This window comes from Nitrospira sp. CMX1, from assembly GCF_054902215.1.
Genome location: NZ_JBUBKD010000023.1, coordinates 18,090 through 33,688, shown reverse-complemented (window position 1 = coordinate 33,688; position 15,599 = coordinate 18,090). Strand labels below are relative to the sequence as shown.

Annotated in this window: 15 protein-coding genes; 8 read left to right on the top strand and 7 right to left on the bottom strand. The window is 55.4% G+C overall.

The features are described from left to right. The first annotated feature begins 51 nt into the window (after window positions 1-51). The 4 genes from ACYX34_RS06795 (at window position 52) to ACYX34_RS06780 (ending at window position 3,484) form a co-directional block, all read left to right on the top strand. Entirely contained in the window at window positions 52-1,029 is a 978-nt protein-coding gene (locus ACYX34_RS06795) for an OmpA family protein (RefSeq protein WP_462075798.1), read from the top strand. Between the two features lie 18 nt (window positions 1,030-1,047). After that, on the top strand, window positions 1,048-2,151 hold the full coding sequence (locus tag ACYX34_RS06790; RefSeq protein ID WP_462075797.1) for an LPD7 domain-containing protein: 1,104 nt from the start codon (window positions 1,048-1,050) through the stop codon (window positions 2,149-2,151). A gap of 46 nt (window positions 2,152-2,197) precedes the next feature. Continuing rightward, the gene (locus ACYX34_RS06785) at window positions 2,198-2,476 is read left to right on the top strand and encodes a TrbM/KikA/MpfK family conjugal transfer protein (protein ID WP_462075796.1); all 279 of its coding nucleotides are present in this window, start codon (window positions 2,198-2,200) and stop codon (window positions 2,474-2,476) included. A 375-nt stretch (window positions 2,477-2,851) separates the two neighbouring features. Continuing rightward, window positions 2,852-3,484, top strand: a complete 633-nt coding sequence (locus tag ACYX34_RS06780; RefSeq protein ID WP_462075795.1) for a hypothetical protein — start codon at window positions 2,852-2,854, stop codon at window positions 3,482-3,484. A gap of 111 nt (window positions 3,485-3,595) precedes the next feature. Here the strand turns inward: ACYX34_RS06780 and ACYX34_RS06775 are convergent, their stop codons facing one another. Next, window positions 3,596-4,522, bottom strand: a complete 927-nt coding sequence (locus tag ACYX34_RS06775) for an ArdC family protein (RefSeq protein WP_462075794.1) — start codon at window positions 4,520-4,522, stop codon at window positions 3,596-3,598. A 303-nt stretch (window positions 4,523-4,825) separates the two neighbouring features. On the opposite strand from ACYX34_RS06775, the gene ACYX34_RS06770 reads away from it, so the two are divergent. Continuing rightward, window positions 4,826-4,975, top strand: coding sequence for a hypothetical protein (locus tag ACYX34_RS06770; protein WP_462075793.1), 150 nt, complete (start codon window positions 4,826-4,828; stop codon window positions 4,973-4,975). A 515-nt stretch (window positions 4,976-5,490) separates the two neighbouring features. Here ACYX34_RS06770 and ACYX34_RS06765 read toward each other — a convergent pair. Both ACYX34_RS06765 and ACYX34_RS06760 read right to left on the bottom strand, forming a co-directional pair. After that, window positions 5,491-6,402: an ImmA/IrrE family metallo-endopeptidase gene (locus ACYX34_RS06765; protein WP_462075792.1), complete on the bottom strand. Its 912-nt coding sequence runs from the start codon at window positions 6,400-6,402 to the stop codon at window positions 5,491-5,493. Continuing rightward, a complete protein-coding gene (locus ACYX34_RS06760; protein ID WP_462075791.1) occupies window positions 6,403-6,786 on the bottom strand; it encodes a helix-turn-helix domain-containing protein in 384 nt (127 codons plus the stop codon). Window positions 6,787-6,998: 212 nt separating this feature from the next. Here ACYX34_RS06760 and ACYX34_RS06755 point away from each other — a divergent pair, with 212 nt between their 5' ends. The 3 genes from ACYX34_RS06755 to ACYX34_RS06745 are packed head-to-tail and all read left to right on the top strand — an operon-like array spanning window position 6,999 to window position 9,966. Beyond that, a complete protein-coding gene (locus tag ACYX34_RS06755; RefSeq protein ID WP_462075790.1) occupies window positions 6,999-8,039 on the top strand; it encodes a CBASS cGAMP-activated phospholipase in 1,041 nt (346 codons plus the stop codon). Continuing rightward, on the top strand, window positions 8,036-9,238 hold the full coding sequence (locus tag ACYX34_RS06750; protein ID WP_462075789.1) for a nucleotidyltransferase domain-containing protein: 1,203 nt from the start codon (window positions 8,036-8,038) through the stop codon (window positions 9,236-9,238). Before ACYX34_RS06755 ends, ACYX34_RS06750 begins: the two co-directional genes overlap by 4 nt. Next, window positions 9,235-9,966 (top strand): hypothetical protein, encoded by a 732-nt coding sequence (locus tag ACYX34_RS06745; protein ID WP_462075788.1) that lies wholly within the window; start codon window positions 9,235-9,237, stop codon window positions 9,964-9,966. The genes ACYX34_RS06750 and ACYX34_RS06745 overlap by 4 nt, the downstream gene beginning before the upstream one ends. 359 nt (window positions 9,967-10,325) lie before the next feature. Here the strand turns inward: ACYX34_RS06745 and ACYX34_RS06740 are convergent, their stop codons facing one another. From ACYX34_RS06740 to pglZ, 4 genes are all read right to left on the bottom strand, one after another. Next, window positions 10,326-10,463: a hypothetical protein gene (locus tag ACYX34_RS06740; protein WP_462075787.1), complete on the bottom strand. Its 138-nt coding sequence runs from the start codon at window positions 10,461-10,463 to the stop codon at window positions 10,326-10,328. A gap of 9 nt (window positions 10,464-10,472) precedes the next feature. Continuing rightward, window positions 10,473-10,895 carry a hypothetical protein gene (locus ACYX34_RS06735; protein ID WP_462075786.1) on the bottom strand — a complete coding sequence of 141 codons (423 nt, stop codon included), beginning with the start codon at window positions 10,893-10,895 and terminating at the stop codon, window positions 10,473-10,475. Between the two features lie 325 nt (window positions 10,896-11,220). Further along, on the bottom strand, window positions 11,221-13,272 hold the full coding sequence (gene brxL, locus ACYX34_RS06730) for a BREX system Lon protease-like protein BrxL (RefSeq protein ID WP_462075785.1): 2,052 nt from the start codon (window positions 13,270-13,272) through the stop codon (window positions 11,221-11,223). Then, window positions 13,269-15,596: a BREX-1 system phosphatase PglZ type B gene (gene pglZ / locus ACYX34_RS06725; RefSeq protein WP_462075784.1), complete on the bottom strand. Its 2,328-nt coding sequence runs from the start codon at window positions 15,594-15,596 to the stop codon at window positions 13,269-13,271. The genes brxL and pglZ overlap by 4 nt, the downstream gene beginning before the upstream one ends. Window positions 15,597-15,599: the final 3 nt, after the last annotated feature.

Below are 15,599 nucleotides of genomic sequence, written 5' to 3'. Positions count from 1 at the left end.
GAAGCACGTTGATCGATCCCTGATGGATCGAGACAGAGAAGAGAGGGACGTATGACGACATGCATCAGAACACGGAGAGTGCTTTACGGTCTTGTCATCCTGATCGCCTACACCGCGACGCTGGCCTGTGCGCAAAAGCCAGTGGTGCCATCCGGTGCGGCTCGTGTGCCCATCAACAGCGACGAGATGATCCAGCAGTACCGCGAGCGGGTGAAAAGCGACCAGCGTGAGAAGCAGGAGCGGAGTCTCCTCACCAGGCAGATGGACAGCCTCACGCAACAGGTCCAGGAGTTGAGTGCCGCACTGATGCTCATGCAACTCAACCAGCAAGAACTGGCCAAAGGTAAATCTCGGTCCGGCCTCACGAATACAAAGACAGCACTGACGATCCCCCCTGCCTCGCCAGAATCAAAAGGTCCACTGACGAGCGTTTCTACATCATCCGATGGTAGTACGACTCCGGCTCCGTCCGATCAGAGCCTATCACGGACCGAGGCAGCGCAGAGTGAAGAGGAGCCATCGACTTCGGTGGCCCCTACCTGCAGCTCTGGACCATCAGCAGCGCCGTCCCCCTCCCCTCCGTCTCCAATAGACAAAGAGCCGATCAATTCATGGAGACCACGGGTCATCGAGTTGAGTGAACGGGAACAGGTCGAACTCCACCGACACAGTATCATCTTCCGTGTGGCGGAACGGACAGGACGCTCTGAGTTTCGTCCCAGCAAGCCTCTGCAATCTCACCTGAAACAGATCATGAGCCGTGGTCCATGCCTGCACGTGCGTGGGTACACGGACGGAGACAAGGATCTGTGGATCGAACATGAGACAGCCAAGCAACGGGCGCACAAAGCCCGCGCCTATCTCATCGCGCAGGGGTATGACCCGAACCACATCGAAATCACCATCGTCCCGATAGGGCACCACGTAGCCGACAATGCAACGAAGAAAGGTCGGGCGAAGAACCGACGGGTGGAGATTGAAGTGAAGGAGCGGAATCCGTCGTCCGTCTGGCCACAGTGGTACGGATAGCAAAGAGGAAGGGACACCATGAATGAGATAGGTGTGGACGAAGCGCGAGAGACAAAGCAGAACGACGAGCCGAGGCCTGCAGAAGGCACTCAGGGCGAGAATGCAGAACAACCACGACTCAATCAGCGTCGTGATGCCGCCGATTCCTTGCGGAAGCGATTCATCGAAGCCGGCGAGCAATTCTATTACCGCACGGCGCCCGGTGAGCCGACGAAGATCGCGTTTACGGATCACGGGAAGCGTTTGGTCACGGAACATGACGACCCGAGCGTCATTCACGGGATGGTGCTGCGGGCCAAAGACAAGGGCTGGACCACCGTACGGGTGAGCGGCACGGCTGAGTTCAAAACGGAAGCGTGGGTGCAAGCGACGATCGCTGGACTCGATGTGGAGGGCTATACCCCACGTGGAATCGACTTGGCGCGAGCGGAAGACCGCAGAGATCACCGCCCGGTTCATGGCAAAACAGTACAGCCCCCTGTCGATCGCGAGATTTCACATGATCGGGCGACGGATGATTATGTCAACAAACCGGGAAAGGCTCTGAGTGCCGGCCAACAGGTCGCGGTGACGGCACTTGAAGCCATCCTGAAGGCACGGGGCGATTCGCCCGCCATGATCGCTGCGGCCATCGAAGAAGCGAAATCGCGTCTGCAGGGCGAACGAGTCGTGGTGGGCACCGTCGTGGACCATGGGATCGACCACTATGACCACGATGTCCGGAATGCCAAGAGCTATTTTGTAAAGGTGGCGACAGACCGTGGTGAACGCGAGATCTGGGGCGTCGACCTGAGCCGCGCGTTTGAACAGAGGAAGGTACAGCGTGGTGATGCGGTGGCACTTGTGCAGCAAGCGCATGAGCCCGTGACGGTCAAGGTTCCGGTACGGGATAGTTCCGGCGCCTCGATTGGCACGGCACCACAACCAGCGATTCGCAATCGCTGGGAGGTCATTAAGCTGGAGTCCCTCGGGAGCCGTGAACAACATCACCTGAAAGATGCCGCACGAGTTGCAACTCAGGATCCGGTCGTGCCTCGGTTCGATCACACAGCCGCGCGGGCCGATCGAACGCCGAATGCCACCACGAGCCCTGTCTTGGAGCGGACCAGAGGTGGGCGATGACTCCCATCGTCGAGAACATTCCTCTAGATCGTACGGAGGTGACCCCATGAATTCGTGGAAGAAACGTGACTGGATCGTGGTCCTTGTGGGAGTGGGCCTCCTCGTCATGGCCCAGAATGCGGCGGCGCAAACGGCGCTGAAACCGTCCTTTTTGGAGGGCGACACCAGGCTGGCCTGTGAATGTCTGCTATGCTTAGCAGCGGGCCCACAGGCGCCGAAAGAATGCCAAGCCGCGCTCACAAAGTACTACATGATCCAGGCAGGAACCCCCTTCAAAACCATGGTCATGCGAAGAAACTTCCTCCAGCTCTGCCCAAAACAATAGTCCATTCAACAGGGACCCATAGACAGCACACCGCGCCTCTGGCCACGATGCCGCGGAGTAGCCCTGGCCATCGCCGAGCTTCCTTCCAAAGCTGCCCACTTTTGTACGCCAACGGTACTGATGCAGTAAAACCTAATTTAAAATATGGCATTATTTATTCCTCGTTAGTAATACACATACCATCTTTCCCCTCTTGCGAATAACTTCTCCTACCTCAAGGGAATAGTCTCAAAAACTGACCTTCTTCATAACAACCACGGCGCCACGCGCCTCCTGCGTCTCCTGTCTGGGTAACCACAAGGCGAAGAGGGGCGCTCGTGTGGCGCGAGGACTTACGAGTTATCCGGTATCGCAGGAAAGAAAGGACGCACCACTATGCGGAAAGATCGATTAGCGACGCTCACGATGGACATTGTTGTCAACCATCCAACTAAGCGCACGGCCCTCGACGCGGCCTATAGTCGGCTCAGTCCCTGGGCACAGTCCGAGTGGGACAGCGCTAGTGATGGCGTGTCCATCACCGAACGAGCAGCGCGCCTTGATCACTCGATCCGGGAACAGCGGCGCTGCGACGAGAGTCTGATCGAACACATCTTTGCTGCCATCAATGGACGAACTTTCGTGGTCCTCGACGCCACCTATTGCTTCATGACACAACGGATGCTGGATCGGAAGACGGGCCGACGCATCCCTCCTGACGCCGTGCGGCGCTTTGCGTCACAACCCATCGCTAGTCTGCTGCTTAACGCCCGTGCGCACCAGGATCTGAAACAGCGGGGAGTCCATACGATCGGCGATCTCCTGCCCCATGCCTATGAATGGCTGTCGCCGAAGCGGCTTGCCCCAGGCAAACCGGTGATGAACGTCCGGCTGTCGGTCCGACGTTGTCTACGGATTCTCGGGGTGGAGATTGTCTTTCCCGAGATCAGACAGCGGGCTATCTATTGCCCGTGCTGTGCGCACCGCGAGACGGATGTGATGAAGGTCGTCGCGTTGGCGGGAGTGTGAGTCAGGTTTTCAAAAGATGTGGTCATCTATACTTCCTATGAGGTTGTGCTGACCGTACCTCCGTCCGGGAAAGGCTCGGAGACGGGCTACGATTTGTGGAAAGCATGCCGCCTACCGCTGCGCCGGTTGCTGCTGCCGGTGCAGAAAGTCGGCAGCACGTTGCGCGTGGGCTGCGGCGCGGAAGATCGCACGCTTGTCGTTCTTCAGGACGGTGAGCCAGTGGGCGATATACGACGCGTGATCCTCTCGCGGCGTCAAGGACAGTTCGAGGTCGGCGCACAGGAAGGCCGCGCCCAGCTCGGCGACAAGTTCTTCCTCGGCGTAGCCCTCGTCGCCCCATTTCTTGCGCCCGAATTCACGGGCAAGGCGCGAGGGGTGTTTGGTCCAGTGCATGGATTCATGGGCAAGGGTCGCGTAGTAGTTACCCGCATCGGGGAAGGCCTCGAATGGCGGCATCTGGATGTAATCGGGTTCCTGCGCGTAGTAGGCCTGCATCCCGCCGTGCCGGATGTCGGCCTGGAGGCTGCTGAAGAAGGTTTCCGCGTGCTCGATGCGTTGAATCGGTGAAAGGCGCGGTTCCGGCTTGGTGTAATAGTGGGCGGGCAGGCCCTCGATCTGCTCGACGTTAAAGACCGTGTAACCCTTCATGAAGTGGATTGCACGGTCGATTTCCTCCCCGGTTTCACCATTGGTTTCCTTGCGCGTGATTGAATTCGCATAAACGACGAGGGAGCCTTTCTCGCCCTTGCGGACATGCGCCTTCAGCTCCAAGGCCTGCTTAAATGTCATCCAGAGGGGAGCGGTGAAGCTTCCGGCCACGGCAGCGCTCCATAATATCAGGATATTGATGCCGGAATAGGGCACGCCATTGTGCCGCAAGGGGCGAGTGATCTTGCATGCGGCGTGTTCAGCGTTCCACGGCTTCACCCATGTACGGACGCCCCGTTCAAGATCAGCCACAATTCGGTCGGTGACGCGAGTATAAACATCCTGCCGCGTGATCCCGTCGTTGTAAGTGTTGCCGGTGCTGGTGTTCATGATGTCCTCCTTTTCGATGTTGATGTTGGCTCTCTCACGACAGGTGGAGAGCCAACTCAACCCGGCAGGAGAAAAGGAGGACGGCGCGTGCGGGCGGCGGGCGTGCCGCAGGGGCGGATTGCACAGGGTCAACCGTGACAGAACTGCTTCAGCTCTGGCGCGGCCTGTGCGGCGCCGCAGGCTGAAAAGCCCCGCCCGGCCAGCCGCGCATGAACACCGACAGCCGGCCAGTCAGGGACTATGAGGAAAAGCGACGCGTGCTCGATCGTAGGGATATGGTCACTTAGGATCGGGCAGCCGGTAATGAACGTCCGGCTTTCGGTTCGACGTTGCCTGCGGATTCTCGGCGCGGAGATTGTCTTTCCCGAGATCAGACGGCGGGCCATCTATTGCCCCTGCTGTGCCCATACTGAGACGGATGTGATGAAAATCGTCGCCTTGGCTGGTGTGTGAGGCAGGTTTTGAATGGCACGCTCCTATCGATCTTTTATGAAGCAGCGGAGATACGAGGGGAGCATCCCACGAAGATTGTGGAAGAGCTTCTAGGGATGCAGTGAAACACCATAATTCTGGTGAAAAGGCGATGGGAGAGAAGCGAAAACTTATGTCCTGATGAATAGCAGTAGTGAAGCGAGTGCGCACCAACCCCGTTCCACATTCTCGTTAAATTGGCCCCCGTTGCATCCTCCTGCATACCGGCGGGTTCAGGCGGTGAGGTTGAGCATATCCAATCCGCAGAGTTGCTCATGGGTGTATGGGGGGAGCACGAAGGCTCGCCGTTTGATTGCTACGGGGAGACATCGGTTTTCCCCGGACCCCATCAAGTCACAGAATCACCCAGGTAGCGGCTGGTGAGGACCGCTAAGCGCAGTCGGCCACACTCTTGGCCATGCGCTTTTCCCACGCATCCGGCGACGCAACGGAAAGCAAACCACCGGGTTCCTGCTTAAACCGTATCGCTCGTTTCGTTATGAGGTTCGTTCGCACGAAAGCGACTTGTTATTGTGGCGGCGCTTTGACGGCCACGATAGTGTACCGTCAAGTTCCTTGAGCAGGGCTTGATCGTCATCGTCTTCGTCACAGCGCTCGTGGGTAGATTCCATGCTCTCGTCGAACCAGATCAGCGAAAGGCACTGGTTCCATTCCCGCAGCAGAAGAGCCTCTTCCGCCAACAATTGTCGATTCCGGATACCGTCTCTGAACCAGACATGCGAGGGGAGCGTGTCGTATTCCTCGCTCTTTGAGGAGCCCTGCATTAAACGGTGGGCGACGCTCTCTTTGGGCAGGGGCACGTTGAAGTCAATCCAACCTTTCATCTCGTTCAAGAATTTCGAGCGGGAGACGTAGCGGACGTAGTTGTCTTCGCTCAATACGAACGCACAGGGTTCGTTGGCGCTGAGAGCAAAACGCGACCCGGTCGTTGTCATCGAGGCCTTGTACTTCTCCGCCAGTTCCTTTACGGCAGCCATTGAGATATCAAGATCACTCACGTCCTTAACGAAAATGTCATAGGGAAGCAGGCATTCCGCCGCGAACACATCGCAGAAGATTTCCTCCTGAGGGCGGCGGCCATAACGCATCAATGTGTTGGATGTCAGTTTCGTGCCGTGGTGTTCAGAGGGCAGCTCAAGAATGATGTGGGCGATTTCATGTAGTACAGTGAACCGTTGACGTTCCTCGCGATGATTGCCATTCACGATGATGATATTCTTGCCCTTGAACTGTGTGGTCTGACCTGATTCGTCATCGGTTAGGTCGTTAGCGACTTTGATCTTGGCATTCGCGGCGGCAGCGAATCGTTCAAGATCGATCGGAATCGATGTGATGCCGGTATTCCGGAACAATTGGCGAGCTTTCAGGATGACCTGAAATTCGTCCATTCAGCCCTCATCGTCATTAAGAAACTTGGCAAGGCGATTGAGATGTGCACGCCACTCATCTTTCGATTCCGGACGCTTTCCCCGGAAACTCATCTGATAGGCCGGTAATAGTAGTTCCAGGTCGCGGCCTTGGTCCTCGATGTAAACGTCAATAAGTTGCTCATGAACGGTCTTACCGACTAGCAACTTTAAGAGCTGCGCACGGCGCGGCGTGAGCTTCAAGTACCTTATGAATGAAGCTACGACTTCATCGGACGGGGCGGTCTTCTCATCTTTCTCCAACCGATGAATATAGGCATGGTCAATCTCGCATAGCTTCCCAAGTTCCCGAAGACTTAGGTCTCGGTCTTCCCGGAACTTCTTCAGCGCGTATCCAAACGACATCAGCATCCTCTTGACAGGGCCATAAAACGTCTATACTGTGTTGTCTGCACCGGACAACATATGTGGAATTATCTTGTTAAACATCGACACTGTAGCAAGGCAATTATTTGTCCATGTAGTCTGTACAGGCATACAATATAACTAATGAGCATCAAATTTGACAAGACAAATGTGTTCAGGCCCGCCGAGCGGAAAATAGAAAGGCTGATCGCTTGAAGAACGAAGAAGAGCAACAACTCCCTAAACGCCGCATTCTGTGCATTGATGGAGGCGGAATTCTCGGCACGTTCCCTGCCGCTTTTCTTGCGGGTCTCGAAGAACACCTACAGGGTCGCCCCATCGGATCGTACTTCGACCTCATCGCTGGGACCTCTACCGGTGGCATCATCGCGCTTGGCCTCGGCATGGGGTTGCGTGCGTCGGAACTTCTTGACCTTTATGAAAAGAGAGGCCCGGAGATTTTCGGGCAAGGGCGAGGAGCAGTCGCGGACTTCATTTTCGACAAGCTACGGTGCGGACGCTGGCTGATGATGAACAAGCACAATTCAAACCCGCTGCGGACCGTGCTTGAAGACACTCTTGGCAGCAAGCACATCGGCGACGCTCGCACACGGCTGTTGATCCCCGCATGGAATCCTGTCGCACGGTCGGTCTATATCTACAAAACAGCGCATCATGCACGGCTTCGTAACGACTACAAATGCTTGGCAGTCGATGCTGCGTTGGCAACCTCAGCCGCGCCAACCTACTTCCGCCACCACATCACGCAACATTCTGTCGGCCTCACTGATGGCGGAACATGGGCGAACAATCCGATTGCGCTTGCTACCGTAGAGGCAGTTACGCTGCTTGGCTGGCCCCGCACGTCCCTACACATACTTAGTCTCGGATGTCTTGAAGAGGCGTATAAGGTCCCGAAATGGGCAGGTATTGGATCGCTTGGCACGAAGGCAATCAAGCTGTTCATGGATGGCCAGTCGCACGGCGCAATGGGCATCGCGAAACTGCTCACCGGCCATGAGCATGAGCGTACGGCTATCTACCGAATCAATCACACCGTTCCTTGCAATGCCTACAAGATGGATGACACCCGCGTCATCCAGGACCTCAAGGGGCTTGGGTTCTCCATGGCACGCGATCGGCAGCCGGTTCTCGATCCCGTGTTCTTCAGTCAGCCTGCAGAAGCTTTCTTGCCGGTTTACGCACTCAATGAAGAGCCGGGTAATGCATCAGGAAGGAGATTGTCGTCATGACGATGGACATCAAGAAGTATTCGGCGTTTCTCGAACAAGTCGCGACAGAGATCGATATCCCGCCCGGAAAGTACCAAGACGCCGTGGATCGCTACCAGGCTGTCGGAGAGTGGCTCCATGATGGCAGATACCAAGGATGCGGGGACGAACCAAGCATCTGCGTTCAGGGCTCATTTCGCTTAGGAACGGTCGTGCGCCCGATCCGGAATGGAATCGAGACATCCTATGATATTGACCTCGTGTGCGAGTTGCCACTGCGCAAGGGCGAGACGACGCCTCAAAGCGTGAAAACCACCGTAGGCGACCGGCTTCGTGAGCACGGCACCTACAAGAAAATGCTCGAACCGGAAGGCCGCCGTTGTTGGACGCTCGAATACGCCGAGGATGATGGCGTCGGGTTCCATATGGATGTACTACCAGCGGTTCCCGAGCCGCTTGGACTACTCGACACCGCCATTGCAATCACGCACAGGTCGGGCGCTGTCTATTCGTGGTCTTCCAGTAACCCACGTGGGTACGGCTACTGGTTCGATCAGAAGAATGCGGTTGCTTTTCTGCGAGAGTCCTTAGAGCAGAAGCGGGCAATTCAGCGTCGTGCGCCGAATATCTATGCAAGCATCGACGAAGTGCCGGACCAGTTGGTCCGGACCCCGCTACAGCGTTCGATTCAGCTCATGAAGCGTCACCGCGACCTGCGTTTCAATCATCATGACCGTCTCGACTATGCGCCGATCTCGATCATCCCTACTACCCTAGCAGCTACTCTGTACACCAACGAGGCCGACATCTACTCGGCCCTCTTTGGTATCGTCCAGAAGCTTCAGGCTCATGCTGCCTTAGTTGAGGGTAAAAACATTGAGCGGTCACTCGCGGACATCGGCTTGATCCGGCGTTTGCCGAACGGTAAGTGGTACATCGGCAATCCAGCAAACCCAGAAGAAAATTTCGCAGATCGTTGGCATGAGGACAATCACGCACGGGCGCGGGCCTTCTTTACCTGGGTCGATACCCTGCAGAATGACCTACTGAACATCGTCAACGAAACCAAGCCGCGTGTGATTAAGGAGGGGTTGAGCCGCGCCCTGGGCATGGGGGTTGTGACGAAGCACCTTGATGTTCTGGTTCCGCCGGATGCGGTCATCGATACGCACCCGCGCATCCACATCACCAGCCCTCCCAAACCATGGCAGGAAGAATGACACAAGAGCTTCAGCGGCAAATTGCCGAACTTACCGACTTTCACAAAAACCTGGCGACGGTTATCACGGATGCTGCCGGAACGATTGTGACTGGTGTGCTTCCGTTCGAAGCATCCGCCGACGGCCTGGAGACAATCTCGGAGTCTTTCGAGATCGAGTTAATAGTTCCAAACGACTTTCCCGAGTCGTTACCACGGGTCCGGGAAACCGGCGGTAGGATTGAGGCCGACTACAAGCATCGCAATCCATCGGGCACTCTGTGCTTGGCGGTCCCTATTGAACAGCGCCGCATCTTCTTCGAGCAGCCGACATTGCTCGGATTCGTTAACCGGTTGGTTATCCCATACCTTTATGGGTACTGTTTCTTCAAGAAACACGGGCGTCATCCATTTGATGAATCGGAACATGGGCACGAAGGTATCCTTCGTCACTATATCGACACCCTTTGCCTGCGCGATGATCTTGCGGCGCTCGGCGTCGTATGTTTTCTTCTCGAACACGGTTATCGCGGACATCATGCTTGTCCGTGCGGGAGCGGCTTAAAGGTTCGGAGCTGTCATGGCCAGGCACTACTACAGCTTCGCCAGATTCACAACGAGCGATCCCTTCAAAGCGATTTCTTCGTGATATTCGACCTGTGCTTTGCGAAATTTCAGGATGGAAAAGTTTCTTTTCCGAAGCCATTGCAGGTGCAATTGCTGAGGCTTTTGAAGAGGTTGAAGAATTAGATAATAATGTCAGTGCGTGATCGAGGACCCATCGGAACACCAATTTACCTAAACTATAGTTTGCTGCGAATCCTCACAGCATAACGAAAGAGCGTCATACTGCAAACAGTGCCCCCATGGTTAGATTTAGGCCCGCCTGAAATCCGGTCTCTTAATCGCCGCCCTCAACATGATGGCTGGCCGTTAGACCCTGCTCGATCATCTCCATCATGAAGACAGGAAAAGTAATTGTGGTCATAGTGGCATTTCTGAGCAGTAAACCACTCCTTCGCCTTAAATACGAAATTCATGAGCGCTTCCAGGTCATTGAGACCGAGCGAGGTGCCGTGAACCAGGCATCGGACTGGTCCTTGAACGGTCTAGAAGTGGTCGTTGCGAAGATCGGTCCCTTCTCGCTGACGTTCTGCCAGATTTTCGGTTTGATGTCCCCACATCGTAGTTTGGTCACCGGTCGTTTCGATGAGTGGTTGGGCGCCATGACAGATACAGATGGGCATGAGTATCTTTCACTGTCCTTCGATTCTCAAACCGCGGCCATAGGGATTGGTGGGGCTATCGAAGCGATAGGGACTGCCTGCACCGTAAGGATTGTTGATGGAGTCAGGCGAAAACCGAGACCCGTACTGGCCGTAGGGATTGCTGGTTGAATCGGGATCATAGGGATTGGCGCTCAACTTGCCGCGGTAATTTCCCTCCTGGTCGTAGAGCCTTGGTGCATCGGTCGCGAAAGGATTCGTCGCTGATTTGTTGTTGAACGGACTGCCATAAGTGCTGAAGGAATTGTTGATTCCGTTCGGCGCAAATGGACTCCCCGCCCCGAAGGGATTGGCCGTCGAGTTCTGCTGGTAAGGATTCGCGCTCAGTTCTCCGAGATCTTTGGCGGAGGTAGAAAGAGGGACTAGGAGGAGCAAGAAAAGAAGCAGTGGCATCGTAGCCCCCTGCACAAGGATCGTTCTCGAATAGAGGTTACTCCCCCACAAGAGCCCCGCGCAAGCATCGCCCCCAGAATTGAAACAGTTCAACTTTGCTGCGGCTCAGCTGGTGCGGCTTCCTTTACTCCGAGATCCTAATTACCTCTCTTGTCCGAGAGCCTCGCTACAGCCAGCCCCCATATGATCCACACCATAAGATCGAAAGCATGTCCTGACGCATTGCCATCCGCGATGGCGTTGCGCACATACCTTTCACTCAACCATCTGTATCCCCGCCACCTGCATCGCCTATCTCAACAATCACACTGGACCTAGAAAGCATTTAGTCCTGAAGCGCCTTAATCAGACCATCCTTCCCTTCCGTGAAATATTGAATGTTGATCTTTGTGACCATATCATCGGACAAATCATTCATTTGCTTTCTAGCTGACACGGGGATAAGGAGGGTTGTTGCCCCCTTTTCGACTGCGAGCTCGGCAATACTGACAGCGTTGTACACAGGATCAATGGACCCTCCAAGGTTTAAGCCGCCAACGACGACTAGCCCGCCTTTGAGAGACTTTTGCAGGAGTGCCGAACAAAGACCTAGAAGAACGCCAACACCCACCAAAGCACCGCTCTTGGACGAGTCAAACGCCCGCAGTTGAACGGAAAATTCGTGTTCTCTGGGATCGCGATCGCCGACCAATTCCTTCGCCCGAGCATAGAGATTCTGCTCGGCACAGCGAACACTTTCTTTGAAAGGCGGGGGGGCTGGCTGATTCAGAATCTTCACGCCACTGCCAGGCCCCTCGGTGACATCAATGCGATAGAGACCGGCATTCTCTTCTTGCGAACCGGGAGATATGACCCACACCTGACCGGGAGGTAATGGATCTGTACCGATACTATCCTCGCTATAAAGCTCGGGTGTAGAGACGAACTTCTCCACACCTTCTTCGCCCAATGCGTAGCTAAATTGCGTGTTCCGGAACTCGGCCGAACCAATCCGCTTCTGCTGCTCTTTAACTCTTCGCCGACACTCAAGCGCGAGCCGCAAGGCCCATTCGAGAAGCTCGTCCGAAACAGGTGTTTCAGGATTTGGCGATAAGAGCTTGACTAGGCCGCTCACGGTCTTCTGGACAGCCGTTGCATCGCGCCCGCTTAAGGCTCCTCCAAGATGCACTCTACCCTGGATAACTGATTGTCGACCCTGACGCCGCAATTGGTTCCAGCATTCAGAGAGAAAATCGCTGACCAGCCCAAAGTGATCGGTCAAGACGTCGCGATTAATTTTTGGCAGATCCCAACCAGGCAAATAGGAATGAATGCGATCCATGAACGCGGTGTCGTCACGCATCTCCTGGGGGAGAGGACCAAACAAATGACCAACGCGCTGTTGATGTTGCACATCCACATCAAAGTTGCCGACCATCACGACTCCGCCATCGGCACGAATACTCTCCTTCCCTCTGCTGAATTCACCCGACTCCATGTAGCCCTTCATGATATTCACGCCATCCTTCTGATCGAAGGACACACCGGAGATTTCGTCAAAACACACCACGTCATACTGGCAGACTAGACCACGTTGCCCGGATGCGTTGTTGACAAACATCCGCGCCACAGTCGCCTTACCGCCGGAGATTAGATGCGCATAGGGGGAGATTTGCTGAAATAAATGGCTCTTACCAGTCCCCCGTGGCCCAAGTTCCACCATGTTGTAGTTCCGCTCCACGAAGGGAACCATGCGCAGAATGCACATGTCTTGAGCTCGAGCACTGAGCTTCTGAGGTTCCAAGCCAACGCTTCTGATCAGGAACTGTTTCCATTCATCAGAAGAGAACAACTCTCTACCTCGATACAATGTTGGCAGCACCTCTCGTTTTGAAATTTGGATCTCCCGTAACGATTCCACCCCGAAGGGCCTACCGTTCCGCTCTTGCGCAATGGTCGGGTCATACGTCAGCTCAACTTCGGCATAGAAACCGCCGGTGAGCATCCGTTCATTGGCATGTACCAACTCAGGGCTAATCCGCACATCCTTGAGCTGTAAGCTCGGCAGGGTTGCTAAAAATGAATCGCTCGAGGCATCAAGGCGGGCCGTGACCAGATCGATGAGCTTCACATGCCCTTTGTCCTTCGCGCGGGCCTTAAATAGTTCGTGCTCGCCCGCTCGGACCGTCTTTTCCCCGAGCTGGCGTTCAACAATTTGCAGCCCTTCCCGGATTTCGTCTTCATCGACCGAGGCGCAATAGCGACCGAGCAAGAATTCCGCCACATAGGTCGGCACTGGGTACTGCCCCTTAAATTTTCTGACGAGATCCTTCCGGACAACATAGCCTTCAAATGCCCTGGCTGTGATTTTGTCGAGTGAGTCTAGCTCCAGAGTCATGGGTTCACTCCTAACGTCGTAGGCATGAAATGGATGACCTGATGGGATGCATCTAATAGAATGATGGTGGCTTGTTGTCCCGTATCTGCGTCGTCGGCCAAGAAGACCGCTACCGAGCCATCTTCTCCGATCACTCTAGCTTGCTTACCTACCAAAAACGACGTGCTCGCATCCCCCTGACGCAAGCGGACGTCGATAGAATGGCCCGCGATAGATCCCCTGACCGTAATGCGGCATCGCGCTCCTGTCCAACGCGCTTCTCCAATATGCGTTGCCTTCTCAAGACTGCGTCCACGGCGTACCGTCATGTGCGGGACTACCATCTCCTGCAAAGAGACGCCACCGTGCGAGTATTCCATCCCCGCTTTGAAACAGCCGGCACCTGGCGGCACCACAACTCGAACAGCGTCATTCCAGTGCCAAGTGAACTCGGGCAGATTTGTGGCTACCGTTGGCTTGATAGCGGCACAGCGACCCCAGCGCTGTTCTGCAAGGAAAGCTTTCAGCTCCACCTTTGGGAGACCACCAGGGATAAGCAGCCATCCGTGATCAGTCACCACATGAACCTCTGACCAACCCGCATCTAATAACTGCCGAATACGAATGGCGAGGTCACGAACCTCGCTTGATACGGCCCGAGCTAGCTTCCAACCTTCGGTATGTCCTCGTTTATCCAGCGTCCCGGCTTCAGTCCACGCCGACCCGCTCGGATCACCTGTCTCTATCCCTTCGAAAATCTGCCAACCGCTAGTCTTCAATGCTTGGATAAACCGGTCCTGCGTGACCCGTTGGCCATTCTCCAAGGTCGGAGCAAACTCGTCGCTTATGTCTCCGTTTCGCAACCGCTCACCGAGAGGGGAGCACATCGGCTTCGCCGTAGCCGTCACACTAGGCAGCGGTGCCCAATCCCAATCGAGAGTCACATCTTGACCATCTTCAGCCAGCCGTTCTTTGAGAAGCGTGGCGACGTCGAACCGAAGTCCATCAGCAAACAACACAACATGGCCTGCAAAAGGTTTGTTGGGAGGATGCCGCCTGGCTGGAGATTTTCTGGTTCCTGCGAGCAAGTACTGAAGATGCCGAGCCGTCGCCTCCACCCACGGTAAATATATGGCTCGTAATGCTCCGAGTACTGGTTCATGCTGATCAATCGTTTCGCAAGAGGCCATCACAGCAAGGGCCGCAGCATCTATCTCATAGGCCTGCTTGACGTAGACCTCAGCCAATGTCTCAGCCGTTGGGCCACCTGATGCTTTTTGGCAAAGAGTTGCCACCTTCGCCAGAGGTTCCAGAGCCACGGCCAGTGGAGTCAGGCCCAGTGCACACCAAGGAGAATGGCGACGAATCCCGTGATGACTTTCGAACTCCAAAATCTCACGAGCGGCCCGATCCTGAGTCTGATCTTTCAACGCAGCAAGCGCTGCTCCCAATTGGCGCTCCTGTTCATCGTTGATTGAAGGCCATGTCTCGCCGGTGTCATACATCGAACGGCTTTGGGGCGCAGCTCGTCTGAGCCATTCAACTACACCTCGATAGTTGGCCGGCACTTCAGCGAAACGTTTCCAAACCGTTGCCCAGTGATTGCTTCGATTAGCAAGGAGCTCCGTCGCTCGGATCGGACCGTCCTTTTCTGGATCGAATCGATAGTCGGTGATGCACTGTTGACGGAACGCCTTCCATTCTGAGATGCCCATCCGCTTCCCAAAACCATTGACATCGTTGAGCCAACGCAAGATGAGCCCCGCAGCATCTGGAGCGATGAGTTCGTTGAAGAGGTCGGCATCCAGCACTCTACCGCGCAGATCATCCACCGGCTCTTGCATCAGCTTCGGTAGAGCGCGCAGCAAAGCGTCCTGGGTCGCTTGATCACGCGGAATATCAAGACTAAGACTGCCGTGACTGGAAACCAGAAATGCGAACGGCGTCCACTCCTTGCCGTTGGGATGCAACCACAGCACCCCGCGGAATTGCATCTCCGCTAAGGGGGCGAGATCGGGAGAGATCGCTTCAAGGTCTCTCAGTTGGTCAAGCTTGACATCCGAGAGATAAAAAATTGGGGTCGTACCGACAACTGGCGCCTCAGGGACGGTTCGTCCCTCGACACAGCGAAGCCATAAAGCTGGGCCTCTGCGTTCTGCCGGCGCGTATGGTCCTAGGGCAAAAAGTTCCGGCATCGACTTGCTAAGGTCGGGTATCACCGATGCCCATAATTGATCGGGATCTAGCCACAACACAGCACAAGGAGGAACTTGATCCCCTGGCGCGTAGGCTTTCGCCGTGCTGCGCAGAGTCTCTATGATCGCTGTTCCGATAGTACGACTCATGCG